The 19,261-nt window shown below is 38.1% G+C and carries 16 protein-coding genes and 2 tRNA genes; 15 read left to right on the top strand and 3 right to left on the bottom strand.

From position 1 onward, the window contains the following. Positions 1-2: 2 nt before the first annotated feature. Positions 3-341 carry a rhodanese-like domain-containing protein gene (locus G6069_RS04915; RefSeq protein ID WP_197293558.1) on the bottom strand — a complete coding sequence of 113 codons (339 nt, stop codon included), beginning with the start codon at positions 339-341 and terminating at the stop codon, positions 3-5. Between the two features lie 71 nt (positions 342-412). Here G6069_RS04915 and G6069_RS04910 point away from each other — a divergent pair, with 71 nt between their 5' ends. From G6069_RS04910 to G6069_RS04875, 8 genes are all read left to right on the top strand, one after another. After that, positions 413-3,253 (top strand): FAD-binding and (Fe-S)-binding domain-containing protein, encoded by a 2,841-nt coding sequence (locus G6069_RS04910; RefSeq protein ID WP_197293557.1) that lies wholly within the window; start codon positions 413-415, stop codon positions 3,251-3,253. Between the two features lie 39 nt (positions 3,254-3,292). Further along, positions 3,293-3,997 (top strand): di-trans,poly-cis-decaprenylcistransferase, encoded by a 705-nt coding sequence (locus G6069_RS04905; protein ID WP_197293556.1) that lies wholly within the window; start codon positions 3,293-3,295, stop codon positions 3,995-3,997. Continuing rightward, positions 3,991-4,677 carry an ABC transporter ATP-binding protein gene (locus G6069_RS04900; RefSeq protein ID WP_197293555.1) on the top strand — a complete coding sequence of 229 codons (687 nt, stop codon included), beginning with the start codon at positions 3,991-3,993 and terminating at the stop codon, positions 4,675-4,677. Before G6069_RS04905 ends, G6069_RS04900 begins: the two co-directional genes overlap by 7 nt. A gap of 313 nt (positions 4,678-4,990) precedes the next feature. Beyond that, a complete protein-coding gene (gene purD, locus G6069_RS04895) occupies positions 4,991-6,265 on the top strand; it encodes a phosphoribosylamine--glycine ligase (protein WP_197293554.1) in 1,275 nt (424 codons plus the stop codon). A gap of 48 nt (positions 6,266-6,313) precedes the next feature. Further along, positions 6,314-6,793, top strand: coding sequence for an RDD family protein (locus G6069_RS04890; protein ID WP_197293553.1), 480 nt, complete (start codon positions 6,314-6,316; stop codon positions 6,791-6,793). 1 nt (position 6,794) lies between these two features. Further along, positions 6,795-9,056 carry an LPS-assembly protein LptD gene (locus G6069_RS04885; RefSeq protein WP_197293568.1) on the top strand — a complete coding sequence of 754 codons (2,262 nt, stop codon included), beginning with the start codon at positions 6,795-6,797 and terminating at the stop codon, positions 9,054-9,056. 14 nt (positions 9,057-9,070) lie between these two features. Next, positions 9,071-9,775, top strand: coding sequence for a phosphoribosyltransferase (locus tag G6069_RS04880; RefSeq protein WP_197293552.1), 705 nt, complete (start codon positions 9,071-9,073; stop codon positions 9,773-9,775). Between the two features lie 2 nt (positions 9,776-9,777). After that, positions 9,778-11,844 carry a polyribonucleotide nucleotidyltransferase gene (locus G6069_RS04875; protein WP_197293551.1) on the top strand — a complete coding sequence of 689 codons (2,067 nt, stop codon included), beginning with the start codon at positions 9,778-9,780 and terminating at the stop codon, positions 11,842-11,844. Positions 11,845-11,925: 81 nt separating this feature from the next. Here the strand turns inward: G6069_RS04875 and G6069_RS04870 are convergent, their stop codons facing one another. Further along, positions 11,926-13,038, bottom strand: coding sequence for a hypothetical protein (locus tag G6069_RS04870; protein ID WP_197293550.1), 1,113 nt, complete (start codon positions 13,036-13,038; stop codon positions 11,926-11,928). 262 nt (positions 13,039-13,300) lie between these two features. Between G6069_RS04870 and G6069_RS04865 the strand changes: the two genes are divergently transcribed. From G6069_RS04865 to G6069_RS04835, 7 genes are all read left to right on the top strand, one after another. After that, on the top strand, positions 13,301-13,618 hold the full coding sequence (locus G6069_RS04865; RefSeq protein ID WP_000669961.1) for a F0F1 ATP synthase subunit C: 318 nt from the start codon (positions 13,301-13,303) through the stop codon (positions 13,616-13,618). A 70-nt stretch (positions 13,619-13,688) separates the two neighbouring features. Further along, a tRNA-Leu gene (locus tag G6069_RS04860) sits at positions 13,689-13,775 on the top strand. 53 nt (positions 13,776-13,828) lie between these two features. Then, positions 13,829-13,915 (top strand) — tRNA-Leu (locus G6069_RS04855). A gap of 296 nt (positions 13,916-14,211) precedes the next feature. Then, the gene (epsC, locus tag G6069_RS04850; protein ID WP_120848902.1) at positions 14,212-14,727 is read left to right on the top strand and encodes a serine O-acetyltransferase; all 516 of its coding nucleotides are present in this window, start codon (positions 14,212-14,214) and stop codon (positions 14,725-14,727) included. Positions 14,728-14,811: 84 nt separating this feature from the next. Continuing rightward, a complete protein-coding gene (locus G6069_RS04845) occupies positions 14,812-15,498 on the top strand; it encodes an NlaIII/IceA1 family type II restriction endonuclease (protein WP_197293549.1) in 687 nt (228 codons plus the stop codon). Between the two features lie 8 nt (positions 15,499-15,506). Further along, positions 15,507-16,496 (top strand): DNA adenine methylase, encoded by a 990-nt coding sequence (locus tag G6069_RS04840; protein WP_197293548.1) that lies wholly within the window; start codon positions 15,507-15,509, stop codon positions 16,494-16,496. A 200-nt stretch (positions 16,497-16,696) separates the two neighbouring features. After that, positions 16,697-17,365, top strand: coding sequence for an HAD family hydrolase (locus G6069_RS04835; protein ID WP_197293547.1), 669 nt, complete (start codon positions 16,697-16,699; stop codon positions 17,363-17,365). An 8-nt stretch (positions 17,366-17,373) separates the two neighbouring features. Here the strand turns inward: G6069_RS04835 and G6069_RS04830 are convergent, their stop codons facing one another. After that, a complete protein-coding gene (locus tag G6069_RS04830) occupies positions 17,374-19,110 on the bottom strand; it encodes an ABC transporter ATP-binding protein/permease (RefSeq protein ID WP_197293546.1) in 1,737 nt (578 codons plus the stop codon). Positions 19,111-19,261: the final 151 nt, after the last annotated feature.

Here is a 19,261-nt window from a genome sequence, read left to right as displayed (position 1 = left end):
GCCTAGTTTTTTTTGCCGCTCAAAGAGGTATCATCATAGACCATTCTAAAGCCATATTTTTCAAAATCATAGACATTGCCCTCCAAATAATAGGGCGTATAGCCTAATTCATGCATGCTTTTAGCCGCATCTAAAGCCCTGCGACCAGCCCTGCAGTGGAGCAACACTTTTTTATCTTTGTGCTGAGATAAAAAATCAGCGAGCTTTTCTTGGTCATTGACGCTAATGAGCGTAGCGTTAGGCAAATGCAATTTTTCATATTCGTCCAACTCGCGCACATCTACGACGATAAAATCATTGAAATTGACTTCTTCTAAACTGATCGCATAATCTTCAAGCATGTTTATCCTTAATTTTTAAAGTAAGGTTATGTTACAATGATTTGATAAATAGGCATGTTTAAGGAGTGCACATGGAAGAAAATTATCATGCTTTTTTTACCGAAGCGAGCGGGTTTTTAAACGAACGGATCTTTAAGGATTATTTACGCCGTTTGGCTTATGGCACTGACGCGTCATGTTATCGTTATATCCCTAAAATAGTCGCTTGGGTGAAAAATGAAGAAGAAATTCAAAAGCTTTGTGTTTTAGCTAAAAAGCATGGCGTTACATTGACTTTTAGAGCGGCTGGGAGTTCCTTATCAGGGCAGGCGAGCTGTGATGGGGTGCTAGTGGTGGTGGCGCATTTTTTCAAAGACGCTCACATTTTAGACAACGCTCAAAGCATTCAGCTTTCATGCGGAGTCATAGGAAGCCATGCGAACGCTTTATTAAAACCTTACCATAAAAAAATAGGCCCGGATCCCGCTACGATAAACACCGCTATGATAGGGGGGATTGTCGCTAATAACGCTAGCGGGATGTGTTGCGGGGTGGAGCAAAACAGCTATAAAACCCTAAAATCCTTAAGAGTCATTTTAGCTGATGGCACGCTTTTAGACACGGCCAATCAAAAGAGTATTGAGAATTTCAAAAACGCACACAAAGATTTGATTGAAGGGGTTTTGAATTTAAGAAAAGAGATTTTAAAAGATGAAGAATTGCACGCTTTAATTAAGAAAAAATACGAGATCAAAAACACCACCGGCTATAGCTTAAACGCTCTCATTGATTTTGAAGATCCTATTGAAATCATTAGCCATTTATTCATAGGCTCTGAGGGGACTTTAGGCTTTATTTCAAGCGTGGGATTAGAATGCGTGAAAGACTACGCTTACAAAACTTGCGCGTTATTGTTTTATGAAAATTTAGAGCAATGCGCCAAAGCCGCTCAAATCTTAGCCGCTTTAAAAGCCAAACAACCTGAAATGATTTCTTCAGCAGAGCTTATGGATTATGCGTCCTTAAAGAGCGTGAAAAATTTAGAGGGCATGCCTAGCGTGATTTTAGAAATCAAAGAGCCTAACGCATGCTTACTCATTCAAAGCGAAAGCGATGACCCTTTAATTTTAGAAAACAACATGCAAACGATTTTAAACGCCTTGAACGCGATACCGGTCGTTTTAGATTCTCAAATCAGCAGTGATCCTAATGTTTATCAATCGTGGTGGAAGATCAGAAAAGGCATTTTCCCTATCGCAGCGTCAAAAAGGAAAAGCCAAAGCTCTGTGATCATTGAAGACGTGTGTTTCAGTCAAGAGGATTTTGTAGAAGGGGCAAAAGCGATTGAAGGGCTTTTAAAAAAACATGGCTTTAAGGATAATGGCATTATTTTTGGGCATGCGTTAAGCGGGAATTTGCACTTTGTCGTTACGCCGATTTTAGAAAATGAAGCTGAAAGAAAAGCGTTTGAAAATTTGGTTTCTGAGATGTTTTTAATGGTGAGCAAAAGCTCTGGCTCTATTAAAGCCGAGCATGGCACAGGCAGGATGGTAGCCCCCTTTGTGGAAATGGAGTGGGGAGAAAAAGCCTATAAGATCCACAGACAAATCAAAGAATTGTTTGATCCTAATGGCCTTTTAAACCCTGATGTGATCATCACAAACGATAAAGAAATCCACACTAAAAATTTAAAGAGCATTTACCCTATTGAAGAGCATTTGGACATGTGCATGGAATGCGGGTTTTGTGAAAGGATTTGCCCCAGTAAAGATTTATCTTTAACGCCACGACAACGAATCGTTATCCACAGAGAGGTAGAGCGTTTGAAAGAAAGGGTGAGTCATGGTCATGATGAAGATCAAGTTTTATTAGATGAGCTTTTAAAAGAGTCTGAATACTTAGCCCACGCCACTTGCGCGGTGTGCCATATGTGCTCTATGCTATGCCCTTTAGAAATTGATACCGGAAAGATCGCCCTAAATCATTATCAAAAGAACCCTAAAGGCGAGAAGATCGCTTCAAAGATCTTAAATAACATGCAAACGACCACAAGCGCGGCTCGTTTTTCTTTAAAAAGCGCTTTCGTGGTTCAAAAACTCATAGGCCCTCACAACTTGGTGAGCCTAACCAAAGGGATTAAAAAGTTCATCAAACCCTTCCCTAAAGCCTTTCATTACATGCCCAAAAACAACGCCTATCCTTTAGAAAATAAAACGCTTAAGGGTGGAGAAAAAGTCATTTATTTCAGCACCTGCATCAACCGCTCGTTCGCTCCATCAACAAAAATGGCGGATAAAAGATGCATTCAAGAAGTGTTTGAATCCTTATGCCAAAAAGCCAAAGTTTCGGTGGTGTATCCTAATGGATTGGATGCGCTTTGTTGCGGGAAAGCCTTTATCAATTACACCGACTTAACCAAACAAAACAATGAAAAAAACCATGCGATTTTTTTACAATTAAGCGATGAGGGAAAAATCCCCATTGTTTTAGACCATAGCGCATGTTCGACGCATTTTTTCAAGCAAATGAAAGCTTATAAAGATTTGAAAGTCTATGATTTGAGCGTCTATATTGAAGAAGTTCTGAGCCCAAAATTAAAATTCAACCCCATTAACGAAGACATAGGGTTATACACGATGTGCGCTTTAAAGCTAGAAAATAAAGAAGAGTTGTTATTCAATTTGGCTAAAAAATGCACTTTGGGCGAGATTGTTATCCATAAAGAGACGGGTTGTTGCGGCTTTGCGGGGAATAAGGGCTTTTTCACCCCTGAACTAAACGAGAGTGCTTTAAACGGCTTTCAAGCGTTTTACCAATCCTATGATCTTAAAAGGGGCTTTTCCACTTCTAGCACTTGCGAAATTGGTTTGAGTGAAAAAACCCAATTCGCTTGGCAGCATATCGCTTATTTAGTGGATGCTTGCACGCTTTAATGGTGTATAATTAAAGACTTTCTTTAAAGGGTAAAGGCATTGGATAACACTCTCAAACATCTTGCCATTATTATGGATGGTAATGGCAGGTGGGCTAAATTAAAGAATAAAGCTAGGGCTTATGGGCATAAAAAAGGCGTAAAAACCCTAAAAGACATTACGATCTGGTGCGCTAATCATAAGTTAGAATGCTTGACTTTATACGCTTTTTCTACGGAAAATTGGAAACGCCCCAAAAGTGAAGTGGATTTTTTAATGAAAATGCTTAAAAAATACCTTAAAGATGAGCGATCCACTTACTTGGATAATAACATACGCTTTAGGGCGATAGGGGATTTAGAGGGCTTTTCTAAAGAATTGAGAGACATGATCTTGCAGCTTGAAAACGATACCAGGCATTTTAAGGATTTTACGCAAGTTTTAGCCCTCAATTACGGATCTAAAAACGAACTTTCAAGGGCGTTTAAAAGCTTATTAGAAAGCCCGCCTAGCCATATAAATAATATAGAAAGCCTAGAAAATGAAATTTCCAATCGTTTAGACACGCATGATTTGCCTGAAGTGGATCTATTATTACGAACAGGGGGGGAAATGCGCTTGTCTAATTTTTTATTGTGGCAGTCCAGCTATGCGGAATTGTTTTTCACGCCGATTTTATGGCCTGATTTCACCCCTAAAGATTTAGAAAACATCATTAGCGATTTTTACAAAAGAGTGCGCAAATTCGGGGAATTAAAATGCTAGTAGAAATAGAGAATTTGACTAAAACCTATGGGAGTTTAAAAGCGTTAGACAATATCAATTTGAAACTACCCAAACAGCAATTTATAGGGCTTTTAGGGCCTAATGGGGCGGGTAAAACCACTCTGTTAAAGATTTTAGCCGGATTGAATTTGAACTATCAAGGGGAAGTGAAAATTTTAGATCAAAAGATCGGCATAGAGACGAAAAAAAGCGTAGCGTTTTTAAGCGATGGCGATTTTTTAGACCCTAAATTAACGCCTCTAAAAGCGATCGCTTTTTACAAGGATTTTTTCAGCGATTTTGATTCATCAAAAGCCCTAAATTTGCTAAAACGCTTCAGCGTGCCTTTAAAAAGAGAGTTCAAGGCCCTTTCAAAAGGCATGAGGGAAAAATTGCAACTGATTTTAACCCTATCGCGAAACGCTTCTTTGTATCTTTTTGATGAGCCGGTGGCTGGGATTGACCCTATCGCAAGAGAAGAGATTTTTGAACTCATCGCTAAGGAATTTAGCCAAAACGCAAGCTTGTTAGTCTCTACGCATTTGGTGGTGGATGTGGAAAAGTATTTAGACAGCGCGATTTTTTTAAAAGAAGCTAAAGTGGTGGCTTTTGGGGGTGTGGGAGAATTGAAAAAAGGGTATAGCAGTTTGGAGGTAGCGTATAAAGAAAGGTTGAAATAAATCAGTCAGTTTCTCTTAAAGTGCCTAAACGTCAATTAAAACTATCACGGATCGCTTGAATATTTTTGCATGGAATTTCTTTAAAATTTAAGTATAATTTTAAGAATCGCCTGGATGATTCGTGTTTCTTATTTGATGGCAAGTTCGTTGAAAAAGTAAGTTAGGCTAAGGTAGTGGTTTTTGTGTGATGGCATTTTTTAAATCTGCCCCTAAGAAGATCCTCCTAGCCTTATTAGTGTAGGTTTGTTGAACTTATGCACATGTAAAAGTAGCGGTCATCTGGGTTTAAAAACAACCACATTTTAGGGAAGACATGAAAGATAACAATAACTATAATGTTTTAATTGTGGGGAATAAGGGGCGAGAGTATGCTTTGGCTCAAAGGCTTCAGCAAGATGAGCGAGTGAATGCTTTGTATTTTTGTTTGGGTAATGGTGGCACTCAAGATTTAGGCGAGAATCTGGAATGCGAACATTACGAGCATATCGTGGAATTAGCCCTTAAAAAACAGATCCATTTAGCTATCATTTCAGAAGAAGAGCCTTTGATTTTAGGGCTTACAGAGAGGTTAGAAAAAGCGGGGATTTTAGTGTTTGGGGCTTCTAAAGAAGCGGCTAAGTTAGAAGCTTCTAAAAGCTACATGAAAGCTTTTGTTAAAGAGTGCGGTATCAAAAGCGCGTCTTACTTTGAAACAAACGATTTAAAAGAAGCTCTCAATCACATTCAAAACGCTTCTTTCCCCTTAGTGATTAAAGCGTTGAATAAAAACACAAGCATTGTCCATCAAGAAGAAGAAGCGCTAAAAATCCTTGAAGACGCTTTCAAACAAAGCAATGAACCTGTGATCATAGAGCCTTTTTTAGAGGGGTTTGAGCTTTCAGTTACAGCGCTCATAGCCAACGATGATTTTATCTTGTTGCCCTTTTGCCAAAACTACAAACGCTTACTAGAAGGGGATAATGGGGTCAATACAGGAGGTATGGGGGCCATCGCTCCTGCAAACTTTTTCTCTAATGAATTAGAAGAGAAAATAAAAAATCATATCTTTAAACCCACTTTAGAGAAACTTCAGGCTGACAACACGCCTTTTAAAGGGGTTTTACTCGCTGAAATTGTAATCATAGAAGAAAAGGGCGTTTTAGAGCCGTATTTATTGGATTTTAGCGTGCGTTTTAAAGATATTGAATGCCAGACGATTTTACCCCTTTTAGAAAGCTCGCTTTTAGATTTGTGTTTGGCTACAGCCAAAGGGGAATTACATTCTCTTGAATTGGTGTTTTCTAAAGAATTTGTGATGAGTGTGGCGCTTGTTTCTAGGAATTACCCCACTAGCTCTTCGCCCAAACAAACCCTTTATATTGATCCGGTTGATGAAAAAAAGGGCCATTTGATTTTAGGGGAGGTGGAGCAGGATAATGGCGTGTTTGAAAGCAGTGGGGGGAGGGTGATCTTTGCCATTGGTAGAGGAAAATCGTTATTAGAGGCCAGAAACCATGCTTACGAGATCGCTCAAAAGGTGCATTTTGAAGGCATGTTTTATCGCAAGGATATTGGTTTTAAGGTGTTAGATTTGAAAGAATATTCTTAAAGGTTAAAGTTTAAGACAAACCAAAGAGTTTGTCCTGTTTGTTTTTGAATGCGCCCTCCAAATTTAGAAAAAGAAGAAACTGAAATCATAGAAACACTCCTTATGCGTGAAAAAATGCGTTTATGCCCCTTGTATTGGCGCATCTTAGCGTTTTTAACCGATAGTTTGTTAGTGGCGTTTTTATTGAGCGATCTTTTAGGCGCGTGCGATTTCTTGCATTCTTTATATTGGCTGACTAACCCCATTTATCACAGCGCGTTTGTTGCGATGGGTTTTATCGTCTTGTATGGCGTTTATGAAATCTTTTTTGTGTGTTTGTGCAAGATGAGTTTGGCTAAACTGGTTTTTAGGATTAAAATTATTGATATTTATTTAGCAGATTGCCCCAGTAGGGCTATTTTATTGAAGCGTTTAGGGTTAAAAATCGTGGTTTTTCTATGCCCCTTTTTATGGTTTGTGGTGTTTAAAAACCCCTATCATAGGGCGTGGCATGAAGAAAAAAGCAAAAGTCTTTTGGTGTTGTTTTAAAATGATTCGTTGGTTTTATTTGGTGTTTTTTTTGTTATTGAGCGTATCAGACGCTAAAGAAATCGCCATGCAACGATTTGACAAACAAAACCATAAGATTTTTGAAATCCTTGCGGATAAAGTGAGCGCCAAAGACAATGTGATAACCGCCTCAGGGAATGCGATCTTATTGAATTATGACGTGTATATTCTAGCGGACAAGGTGCGTTATGACACCAAAACTAAAGAAGCGTTATTAGAAGGCAATATCAAGGTTTATAGGGGCGAGGGTTTGCTCGTTAAAACCGATTATGTGAAATTGAGTTTGAATGAAAAATATGAGATCATTTTCCCCTTTTATGTCCAAGACAGCGTGAGCGGGATTTGGGTGAGTGCGGATATTGCTAGCGGGAAGGATCAAAAATATAAGATTAAAAACATGAGTGCTTCAGGGTGCAGTATTGATAACCCCATTTGGCATGTCAATGCGACTTCAGGCTCATTCAACATGCAAAAATCGCATTTGTCTATGTGGAATCCTAAGATCTATGTCGGCGATATTCCTGTATTGTATTTGCCCTATATTTTCATGTCCACTAGCAATAAAAGAACTACCGGGTTTTTATACCCTGAATTTGGCACTTCCAACTTAGACGGCTTTATTTATTTGCAACCCTTTTATTTAGCCCCCAAAAACTCATGGGATATGACCTTTACCCCACAAATCCGCTATAAAAGGGGGTTTGGCTTGAATTTTGAAGTGCGCTACATCAACTCTAAAGACGACAGGTTTTTATTCAATGCGCGCTATTTTAGGAATTACACCCAATACGTCAAACGCTATGATTTGAGGAATCAAAATATCTATGGTTTTGAATTTTTAAGCTCCAGTAGGGACACTTTACAAAAATACTTCCATCTTAAATCTAATATTGACAACGGGCATTACATTGACTTTTTATACATGAACGATTTGGACTATGTGCGTTTTGAAAAGGTCAATAAGCGCATCACAGACGCCACGCACATGTCTAGGGCGAATTACTATTTGCAAACAGAAAACAATTATTACGGCTTGAATATCAAGTATTTTTTAAACCTGAATAAAATCAACAACAACCGCACTTTCCAATCTGTCCCTAATTTGCAGTACCATAAATATTTAAATTCTTTGTATTTTAGGAATTTATTGTATTCAGTGGATTATCAGTTTAGAAACACCGCAAGAGAGATTGGTTATGGCTATGTGCAAAACGCTTTGAATGTGCCGGTGGGCTTGCAATTTTCTTTGTTTAAAAAATATTTGTCTTTAGGGCTTTGGAACGATCTCCAACTATCTAATGTGGCTTTAATGCAATCTAAAAATTCCTTCGTGCCTACGATCCCTAATGAATCAAGGGAATTTGGGAACTTTGTGTCTTCAAATTTTTCCATGTATGTCAATATGGATTTAGCCAGAGAATACAACAAGCTTTTCCACACGATCCAATTGGAAGCGATTTTCAACATCCCTTATTACACCTTTAAAAATGGCTTATTTTCTCAAAACATGTATGCTTTAAGCGCGCAAGCTTTAAACAGCTACACTTCGCCTTTATTGAGAGATTATGATTATCAAGGGCGTTTGTATGACTCGGTGTGGAATCCTAGCAGTATTTTACCTATCAATGCGAGCAACAAGACGGTGGATTTAACCCTAACGCAATACCTTTATGGCTTAGGGGGGCAAGAGTTGTTGTATTTTAAAATATCGCAACTCATCAATCTTGACGATAAAGTTTCGCCCTTTAGAATGCCCCTAGAGAGCAAGATCGGGTTTTCGCCCTTAACGGGATTGAATATTTTTGGGAATGTCTTTTATTCGTTTTATCAAAACCGCTTAGAAGAAATCTCCGTGAACGCCAATTACCAACGCAAGTTTTTAAGCTTTAACCTCTCTTATTTTTTAAGAAACAATTTTAGCAGTGGGATTAATAGCATTATAGAAAATCCTGCGGATTATTTAAAGGCGGGTTTTAGCAACGACTTTGGTTACTTTTCCATGAGCGCGGATGTGGGTTATGATATTAGAAATAACGTGGTTTTAAATTGGAATGTGGGGATTTACAAAAAAATCCGTTGTTTTGGGATTGGCTTTCAATTCGTCAACCAACGACGCCCCATTCTCACCGGCGATCCCAACCAACCTATAAGAGTGTTTGAAAATAACTATGTTAAGCTAGAATTAGACTTTTCACCGATCACTAAAACCAATGTAACTTACCGCTCTTTACAGCGTAAGTAAGAAAAGGAACAGATTTGAATACGGATTTTAGCCATATCACCGATATAGAGGGCATGCGTTTTATCAATGAAGAAGACGCTTTAAACAAATTGATTAATGAAATCCACACGCGCCACATTGATTTAAAAGATTCCATCATGCTCGCTTTGAGTTTTAACGCTCTGTATCTAGCTCACGCTTTAGCGCAAAAATTTGGAGCGACTTATGATATACTTTTTTTAGAACCTATCCTAGCCCCTTTAAACTCAAAGTGTGAAATCGCTTTAGTGAGTGAAAGCATGGATATAGTGATGAATGAAAGCTTAATCAATTCCTTTGACATCACTTTAGATTATGTTTATGGGGAAGCCAGGCGAGCTTATGAAGAAGACATTTTGTCTCACATCTATCAGTATCGCAAAGGCAACGCGATCAAAAGCTTAAAAGATAAAAATATTTTTATCGTAGATAGGGGGATTGAAACCGGGTTTAGAGCAGGGTTAGGCGTGCAAACTTGCTTGAAAAAAGAATGCCAAGACATTTACATTTTAACCCCCATTCTCGCGCAAAATGTCGCTCAAGGCTTAGAAAGCTTGTGCGATGGGGTGATTAGCGTGTATCGCCCTGAATGTTTTGTCTCTGTGGAGCATCATTATAAAGAACTCAAGCGATTGAGCAATGAAGAAATTGAAAAATACTTAGGTGCTAACAACGCGCCTAATTTAAAAAAGGAACATTAAATATGGATTTTATCACCATCAATTCTAGTAACAAAACCGAAGAGTTCGCTCTCAAACAAGTGGCCAAACAAGCCACTAGCTCTCTAATGTATCGCTTAGGAAAAACCATCATTTTAGCGAGCGTGTGCACAGAAAGAGAGCCTGTGAGTGAAGATTTTCTGCCTTTAGTGGTGCAGTTTTTAGAAAAATCTTATGCAGCCGGAAAGATCCCGGGCGGTTTTGTCAAAAGAGAAGGCAGGGCGCAAGATTTTGAAATCTTAACCTCTAGGCTCATAGACAGGACTTTACGCCCTTTATTCCCTAAAGATTACCGCTACCCTACCCAAATCACTTTAATGGTTTTAAGCCATGATATTGAAAACGATTTGCAAGTCTCTGCTTTAAACGCCGCTTCAGCCGCTCTCTTTTTGGCCCATATCGCTCCTATTAAAAGCGTGAGCGCTTGCAGGATCGCTAGGGTGGATAACGAATTTATCATTAACCCTAACACAAGCCTTTTGAATCAATCCAGTTTGGATCTGTTTGTGTCTGGCACAAAAGAGAGTTTGAACATGATAGAAATGCGCTCTTTGGGGCAAAAATTAAACGCTTTAGAAGAGCCTTTAATGCTAAAAGCTTTAGAATTGGCTCAAAAAAGTTTGAAAGAAACTTGCACGCTTTATGAAGAGATTTTCACGCCCCACCAAAACGAGCTGCTTTTCAAAGAGAGCCAAGGAATAGTCTTTAATGAAAGGCTGTTAGATTTATTGAAAAATCAGTATTTTGATGAAATCATCAAAGGCATTGAAAGTTCTGCTTTGAGCGAGCGAGAAAATGTTTTCAATGAAATTGCTAAAAAAATCAGCGAAGCCCACTCAGAATTCAGTTTAGAAGAAATTGAATGGTCTTTAGAAAAAGTGAAAAAAACTGAGATAAGACGCATGATTATTCAAGATAAAATCCGCCCGGATAAGCGCGCGTTAGAAGAAGTGCGGCCCATTTTGATAGAGAGCGATTTACTCCCTATGGCGCATAGCTCCATTTTATTCACTAGGGGGCAAACTCAAAGCTTAGTGGTAGGGGTTTTAGGCACGGATAATGACGCTCAAACCCATGAGAGTTTGGAGCATAAAGCCCCTATCAAAGAGCGCTTCATGTTCCATTACAATTTCCCTCCTTTTTGCGTGGGCGAAGCGAGTTCTATTGGCGCGACTTCAAGGCGCGAATTAGGGCATGGGAATTTGGCTAAAAGGGCCTTAGAAACGAGTATTAAAAATAAAGAGCAGGTGATACGATTGGTTTCTGAGATTTTAGAAAGCAATGGTTCAAGCTCAATGGCGAGCGTGTGTGCAGGGTCTTTAGCCCTTTATGCAAGCGGTGTGGAAATTTATGATTTAGTCGCTGGGGTGGCTATGGGCATGGTGAGCGAAGGGCAAGATCACGCTATTTTAAGCGATATTAGCGGATTAGAAGACGCCGAAGGCGATATGGATTTTAAGATTGCTGGGAATTTAGAAGGCATTACGGCCATGCAAATGGATACCAAAATGAGCGGTATCAAGCTAGAAATTTTATACCAAGCCTTACTTCAAGCTAAAGAAGCGCGGAAACATATTTTAAAAATCATGCATGAAGCGAAAGAAAAGATTGTGATCAATTTTTCCCATTTACCTGCAACGGAGATTTTTAATGTCGTGCCCGATAAAATTGTAGAAATTATCGGTCAAGGGGGGCGTGTGATTAAAGAGATAGTGGAAAAGTTTGAGGTTAAAATTGATTTGAATAAACCAAGCGGTGAAGTGAAAATCATGGGGAATAAAGAGCGCGTTTTAAAGACTAAGGAATTTATTTTAAACTACTTGCATTCTTTAGATCAAGAATTGGAGCAATACGCTATTGATGAGGTGCTAGAAGCTCAAGTGAAAAGAATTGTGGATTTTGGGGCGTTTTTAAGCTTGCCTAAGGGGGGCGAAGGCTTGTTAAGAAAACAAAACATGGACAGGTGTCAAGTGGTTTTAAAAGAAGGCGATAGTATTCGGTGTAGGGTGATTAGTTTCAATAAGGGTAAAATCGCTTTAGATTTGGCTTAATCCATCTCTTAAATTATCCATAGTCCTATGTAAAACCAATCTAATACATAGGACTTGGCTAAAATATATACACTCTTTTTATTACTCTTCGTGGGTGATAACAATATTTTGAAGGTATTGTTTAGGAGCTTCAATTAAATTAAAGAGAGCTTCTCTATCCATTTTTATATCAAAATAACTTAAAACATTATTTTTAATATATTCTATATTTATATTTTCATTATTCAACCTATTTAATTCGTTTTGCTGATAAGGGTTGTGTTGTGGTTGTAGTTGATTGTTCCAGCTATCATACCACCAACCAAGAAACGGATTATTCCAAATATATTTTTGTGTTTGAAAATTGCTATTTTGGATAAAATTTAATTCTCTTTCCAAATCACTTGTTGTTTTGTTAAAACTATCAAAAGCTTCTTCAACTTTGGCTTTTAAAAATTTCATGCTCTCATTATCAATGAGTCCTGCAGCAACATATTCTAAAACCAACGCAAAAATATAATGAGAAAGAGCGTATCTTGCACAAATGTGGTTACCACTTACATCATTAAAGTTCTTTAATATTAGCCCTTGATTTATTTGGGATATAAAATTATAAAAAATTTCATTTAATTCAATGTGTATTCTTTGTAAATTTGTGCATGTTGATTGTCTCCAAATATCACTTTTAGAAATTTGAGAAATATCCTTATAAACTTCTTGGAGAAATTTAGTTTTAGCTTTTAAGGCATTAACTTGTTGGGCAACAAAGATGTTTTGTTGTGTGAGTAGCCTTTGGTTTTCGTCAAAAAGACGATTAGTTTCGGCATATGCTTCATAATAGATTTCTGCTAGTTTATAATTAAGAATAGGGGCAATATGGTTCATAATCCCTGTAGTTAGCTCAATAGCACCTACTATCTCAAAACCTTCATGGCCCCCAAACCCTTTGACACCTTTTAACATAGATGAAACCTTTCCATCTTTATATAACACTAATTTATCTAAAGGAACACTTGTTGTAAAAATAGGCAAAGAGCTAAGGCCATGATTGATGATATGACCTAGCTTATCGTATAGCTCATTTGATTTAATTAAAATCATGCGTTGATAATTGCTATCAAGTGTTTGTTTTCTTGGCAAAGTCGGCAGAACTTCTATTCTGCTACCCAAAACCCTTTCAAGTAGAGTGAGTTCTTTATTGTTATCTTTTGGCATTGTGATCCTTTGTTGTATCTAATTTATTGACCACATCATTATACTACTAATGGATTGTTTTAAGTTTTTAAGGATAACTTATTGCTTAAAGCAAATTTGTTTTTTAAAAACTTCCTTATTTCTAATAATTTAATAAAAATTTATTATTTTAAAAGCGTTTTTAAGCTAGTTTATATTAAAATAAATCCTTGCTTGTATTTTTGAAAGTAGAGGAACGATTCGAAATGAAAATCAAGCCCAATTTTTGAAACGGAGTGCGAAAATGAAATTTTTAGCGTTATTTTTTCTGGCTTTAGCGGGCGTTGCTTTCGCTCATGATGGTGGAATGGGTGGGATGGATATGATTAAATCTTATTCTATCTTAGGGGCGATGATCGGTTTAGGGATTGCCGCTTTTGGTGGGGCGATCGGCATGGGGAATGCGGCCGCAGCGACCATTACAGGCACAGCGAGAAACCCAGGAGTGGGCGGTAAATTGCTCACAACCATGTTTGTGGCCATGGCGATGATTGAAGCGCAAGTGATTTATACTCTAGTGTTTGCTATTATCGCTATTTATAGTAACCCATTCTTAAGTTAAGGGTTTTTTGATGGGCTAAATTATTGCTTAAAAAGCATGATTTAGCTATAATATCTGTTTTAAATTTTTAGCACTGGTGGTGGAATTGGTAGACACGCCATCTTGAGGGGGTGGTGGGAGCAATCTCGTGCGAGTTCGAGTCTCGCCCAGTGTACCATTAAGTTTTTTTAAGGAATAAGTGGGTATAATCTCACTCTTTGCTTTATACACGCCGAAGTGGTGGAATTGGTAGACACGCTAGACTCAAAATCTGGTGGGAGCAATCCCGTGTCGGTTCGAGTCCGACCTTCGGCACCACTAAGTAATTTTTTTCAATCTGCTTTTTATTTTTTTCATTTTAAATAGTTTTATCCCAAATAAATACCAAATCAATGTGGATTAGTGGGTTCTTTAAACCTTTTTTAAAGGGTTGTTAAAAGAATTTAAAAAAATTAAAAAAGAGAGCGTTTTACTCTATTAATTTTACTCCATTAAAAGGAGTGTGAGTTTGGGTATAATGGCAAGAAAAATTTGCATCAAATTTTATTGGAATGGATGAGAAAAATCTGCTTAAGTCATGTTGATCCAAATATATTCTAACCGGAGACTCTGTCATGCTAGATCTGTCTTATAGCCTGGAGCGTGTCTTGCAAGAAGACCCGGCAGCTAGGAATAAGTGGGAGGTTCTTTTGCTTTATCCGGGCATTCATGCACTGCTTTGCCACCGCCTAGCGCATGCGTTGCACAAGCGGAGGTTTTACTTCATTGCGCGCACGCTTTCTCAGTTAGCGCGTTTTATCACTGGGATAGAAATCCACCCTGGCGCTAAGATTGGGAGAGGGCTTTTTATCGATCATGGCATGGGTGTGGTGATTGGCGAGACCACAGAGATTGGAGATGATGTTACCATTTATCATGGCGTAACTCTGGGTGGCACGGGCAAGTTCAAGGGCAAGCGCCACCCTACTTTAGGCAACCGAGTGGTAGTGGGGGCAGGGGCTAAGGTCTTGGGCGCGATTTATGTGGGCGATGATGTGAGGATTGGGGCTAATGCGGTGGTGCTTTCAGATTTACCTACGGGTTCTACGGCTGTAGGCGCTAAAGCCAAAACCATCACAAAGGATCGTTAATTTTAAATAAGCGGTTGGAGTTTGCGCCATGCGGGTTATTTTGAGGTAAATTGATTAGAATTTTTTATAGAGAGGTTTTTTAAAATGAGTAAAAGTAAAAAAGAATTATTTTTGGAACTCGCACAACCTGATAAAAATGGGGTGAGTCGTTGGGTAAGCGTTAGAGAATTTGTAGGGAAATATCAAGGATTACAGCTAGGTAATGGGGGGAGTTGGTGTAGGAACAACTCATCTTTAGCTAAAGAATTTAATTTGGAGTTTGATAAAGGGCAAACTCTAGGAAATTCTATTGATAGAATACGCTTGAATGGCTATAATACTGAATGTGTTTTTAACCAAAATATCCGTCAAGACATTAAAAACCACTATAAGCAACAATGTTGCACGATGTGTGGTGTGCGTGGCAACTCTGAAAACACTCAAATAGAAGTGGATCATAAAGACGGCCGCAAGGATGATTCAAGAGTTTCTGATTTAAGCACACAAGCTTTTGATGATTTTCAGGCTTTATGCAAAGCTTGTAATGACAAGAAACGCCAAATTTGTAAAGAATGCAAAGAGACTGGCTATAGATTTGATGCAACAAAAATTCCTGGCAATCATTATTCTTTCTATGAAGGGGAGGCTGAATATGACGGCTGTGTGGGCTATTATCAATATGACCCCATACAATACAAGAAAACTTGTAATGATAGGATATACAATGAAGGGTATCAAAAAGGCTATTATGAGGGGTATCAAAATGGATACCATCAAAAAACTACTTTATAGCGGTTGTAATGAACTACATCGGCTCTAAATACAAGCTCATTCCCTTTATTAAGGAAAATATCCATGCGGTTGCGGGCAATGATCTCTCTGGCACGATTTTTTGTGATCTGTTCGCTGGGACGGGCATTGTGGGGCGTGCGTTTAAAAAAGCCGTCAATAAGGTTATTTCTAATGATTTGGAATATTATAGCTTTGTTTTGAATCAAAATTATATCGGCAACATTCAAGAAATCCCTAATCAAGAAGAGCTTATTAATGGGCTCAATAGCGTTGCTTTAAAAAAGGGTTTTATTTATTCGCATTATTCTTTAGGGGGGAGTTCAAGGCAGTATTTTAGCGAAACAAACGCTCAAAAAATTGATGCGGTGCGTTTAAAAATTGAAGAGCTTAAACTTTCTCAAAACATTGATAATTGCGCGTATTATTTTTTGCTCGCATCGCTATTAGAGAGCGCGGACAAGGTGGCTAACACCGCTTCAGTTTATGGGGCTTTTTTAAAACGCCTTAAAAAAAGCGCTCAAAAAGAACTCATCTTAAAAGGTGCTCATTTTGATGTGAGTTTAAGCACTAATGAAGTGTATCAGCAAGACGCTAGCGAGTTGATTGGAAAGATTTCAGGGGATATTTTGTATTTAGACCCCCCTTATAATGCGAGGCAATACGGGGCGAATTATCATTTATTAAACACGATTGCTGCTTATACGCCCTTTGCTCCAAAAGGCAAAACCGGCTTGCCCAGTTATCAGAAATCCTCTTTTTGCTCTCGTTCTCAAATCTTAAACGCTTTTGAAAACTTGATCAAAAAAGCACGATTCAAATATATTTTTTTAAGCTATAACAATGAAGGGCTTATGAGCGAGATAGAGATTGGAAATATTTTAAAAAAATACGGCGCTTACTCCTTAATGACCAAAACCTACATGCGTTTTAAAGCGGATAACAAACGCACCCACAAAGCCGCGCACACCAAAGAGTGTTTGCATATTCTTATCAAATAAGAGTCAAAATAGCCCAACCTTTAAAAACGAGCTTTAAGTTAAAAGTCTAAAGAGCGTTAGAGTTTTTAAATAAGGCTTTAGCGGGCGGTATTTGATTAAAACCAATCCAAGATACTCCAATAATGATAAAAATAATCGCTTAAATATCGCTTGAATAAGGTAAAATGAAACCAAAATAAGCCTATAAAAAAGGGGAAATCATGGCACTTGAAGTGGTTTTATGGGATTTTGATGGCGTGATTTTTGACAGCATGCATTTAAAATATGAAGGGTTTAAGGCGTTGTTTCAAAAGCATGGCAACAAGAATCAAGAGAGTTTGAAGCAATTTGAAGTTTATCATTATCAAAGTGGGGGGATTTCAAGGAATGAAAAAATCCAATATTTTTATAACGAGATTTTAAAAACCCCTATCGCTCAAGAAGAAGTGGATAGATTAGCCCTAGAATTTGGCACTATTATAGAGCAAAAGCTTTTTGATAGGGAGCATTTGAATAGCGAAGTGATGGCGTTTATTGATAAGCATTATAAAAATTATATTTTCCATATCGCTTCAGCGGCCTTGCATAGCGAATTGCAAGTGTTGTGCGAGTTTTTAGGGATCATTAAGTATTTTAAGAGCGTTGAAGGGAGTCCGCCCAATAAACCCAAGATTATCGCTAATATCATTCAAAAATACGCCTATAACCCAAGCCGCATGCTAATGATAGGCGATAGCGTCAATGACTATGAAAGCGCTCAAGCTAATAAAGTGGCGTTTTTGGGTTACAACAGCAAGGTTTTGAAAAATTTAGTGGGTCAAAACGGCTATCAAGGGAAGTATTTGGAGAGCTTTAAAGGGTTTGATTTACAAAACTTTATAAAAGAGTAAAGCCAGCTTTAGCCGAGATTGTCTTTGTGTTGGCTCATGTCAATGATGACTTCACAGCGTTCAATCGTGCTTAAGCGGTGGGCGATAACGATTAGGGTTTTATTTTTAGCGATTTGATAGATTTCATCCATGATTTTACTCTCGGTTTCATTGTCTAGGGCTGAAGTGGCTTCATCTAAAACCAAAATTTCAGGGTTATCGTATAAGGCTCTTGCAATGCCTATGCGCTGTTTTTGACCGCCGCTAAGCTTAGCGCCCCCTTCGCCCACTTGGGTTTTAAGTCCCTCATGCTCGCATAAAAAATCATAAATATGAGCCATTTTGCACACCTTAATCAAGCGTTTTTCATCTATAGCGCTCCCAAAAGCGATATTATCCCCCACAGTGCCATCAAAAAGGTAAATATTTTGGGGGATATAGCCTATTTTTTTACGCCATGAGCGCCTGTTTTCGTTGGTTAAAAGGGTGTTGTCAATAAAAATTTCCCCACTTTTAGGGTAGGTAAGCCCCATAATAATATCCGCCAGCGTGGATTTCCCGCACCCGCTATGGCCTATGAGAGCGACTTTTTGACCTTTTTGAATGGTGAGGTTAAAATTCTTTAAAACCGGGTGTTTTGACTTATAAGCGAATGAGATGTTTTGGAGAGTGATTTTTTTATTAAAGTCTAAAGGGACTAAATCCTCTTCAACGATGGTTTTAGTAAGGCTTTTAAAAACAATGTTAGTCGCAAGCTGGTTGTAAGCGATTTCATTATACTGATTCAAAACGCCAGTAACAGAAGGGAGTGTGCGATAAAGCGCTAGAGCATACATAGAAATGGTAGGGAGCACCATTTTAGCTTCGCCGTATTTGAATAAGATGTAAGCGACAGCTAAAATCAACAAGCTAAAGCCCACCGTTTCTAATGAATACCTGGGGACCACTTGTAAAGTGGCGTGAATGATCTCGGTGTCATGGGCTTTACGGCTATTTTCTCCAAAAAGCTTGTGGGCTTCTTCGTGGTTGTCTTTGAGTTTAGTGATTTTGAAATTGCTGAAAAATTTTGAAAAAACTTTAAGCGTTTGCGCCCTAGATTTTGCCGCTATCTCGCCCTTTTTTTGAATAAGAATGGTGATTTTTTTAGTGATGATAAAAATTTGTATAGAGATGATTAGAGTGAATACAAGCGTTAACTTCCAGTTAGTGATTAATAGCGTGGAATAGAAAAAAACGATCACGGTTAATTCAGTGAGTAGATTCAAAAAAGCGTTAAAGCTCATAAACATGCCGTCCGCTTTATTATTGATAATGTCTCTTAAAGAATCCAAGTTGTGGTTAAGGTGGGAGAGGTAGTTGCTTTTAATGTGCTGTAAAAAAAGTTGTTGCTTGATTTGATAAGCTTTCTTATTGGAAAAACGCCCTTTCAAATAAGTGAAAGACACCCCATAAAACATCCTGAACAAATAAATCCCCACCAAGCAAAAACTAAAGAAATACATAAGGCGAACGGGAGATGAAAAATGGAAAAAATCATAGACCATTTTCCAGTCTTTATCGTCTAAAGCCCTATTAGGATCGGAAGCGAGAGTGATAAAAGGCATTAGGAGGGTTAGAGACATCACTTCCACAAAAGAAGAAAAAACCGCCATCAGCACAAGCAGGAAAAAAACCATTTTTTCCTTGAAAGTGATGAGCATGTAGATTTGCTTTAAAGAGCGCAAAAAGTATTTTAAAGTAGAAATTTTATGTTTTTTTTTCGCCATAATTTAAGTGTCCATAAATTCTTTTATATGTAATAAGCTTTGAGCTGTGTTAAGCCAAATTGAGCTAGATTATAGCTAAATTTTAACCATGCTCTGTGCCATACGAATAATTTAGCTTTCTGTCATCATTTCTTGACAAGTCAAGTATAAA

The organism is Helicobacter pylori (assembly GCF_017594925.1).
GTDB lineage: Bacteria > Campylobacterota > Campylobacteria > Campylobacterales > Helicobacteraceae > Helicobacter > Helicobacter pylori_DP.
Note: the sequence above shows the minus strand (reverse complement) of the source record. Positions and strands in the feature narration are given on the sequence as shown.

Coding starts and splice junctions, on each gene's coding strand:
- G6069_RS04915 (WP_197293558.1), bottom strand. CDS start 341: ATGCTTGAAGATTATGCGATCAGTTTAGAAGAAGTCAATTTCAATGAT.
- G6069_RS04910 (WP_197293557.1), top strand. CDS start 413: ATGGAAGAAAATTATCATGCTTTTTTTACCGAAGCGAGCGGGTTTTTA.
- G6069_RS04900 (WP_197293555.1), top strand. CDS start 3,991: ATGCTAGTAGAAATAGAGAATTTGACTAAAACCTATGGGAGTTTAAAA.
- purD (WP_197293554.1), top strand. CDS start 4,991: ATGAAAGATAACAATAACTATAATGTTTTAATTGTGGGGAATAAGGGG.
- G6069_RS04890 (WP_197293553.1), top strand. CDS start 6,314: ATGCGCCCTCCAAATTTAGAAAAAGAAGAAACTGAAATCATAGAAACA.
- G6069_RS04885 (WP_197293568.1), top strand. CDS start 6,795: ATGATTCGTTGGTTTTATTTGGTGTTTTTTTTGTTATTGAGCGTATCA.
- G6069_RS04875 (WP_197293551.1), top strand. CDS start 9,778: ATGGATTTTATCACCATCAATTCTAGTAACAAAACCGAAGAGTTCGCT.
- G6069_RS04870 (WP_197293550.1), bottom strand. CDS start 13,038: ATGCCAAAAGATAACAATAAAGAACTCACTCTACTTGAAAGGGTTTTG.
- G6069_RS04865 (WP_000669961.1), top strand. CDS start 13,301: ATGAAATTTTTAGCGTTATTTTTTCTGGCTTTAGCGGGCGTTGCTTTC.
- epsC (WP_120848902.1), top strand. CDS start 14,212: ATGCTAGATCTGTCTTATAGCCTGGAGCGTGTCTTGCAAGAAGACCCG.
- G6069_RS04845 (WP_197293549.1), top strand. CDS start 14,812: ATGAGTAAAAGTAAAAAAGAATTATTTTTGGAACTCGCACAACCTGAT.
- G6069_RS04840 (WP_197293548.1), top strand. CDS start 15,507: ATGAACTACATCGGCTCTAAATACAAGCTCATTCCCTTTATTAAGGAA.
- G6069_RS04835 (WP_197293547.1), top strand. CDS start 16,697: ATGGCACTTGAAGTGGTTTTATGGGATTTTGATGGCGTGATTTTTGAC.
- G6069_RS04830 (WP_197293546.1), bottom strand. CDS start 19,110: ATGGCGAAAAAAAAACATAAAATTTCTACTTTAAAATACTTTTTGCGC.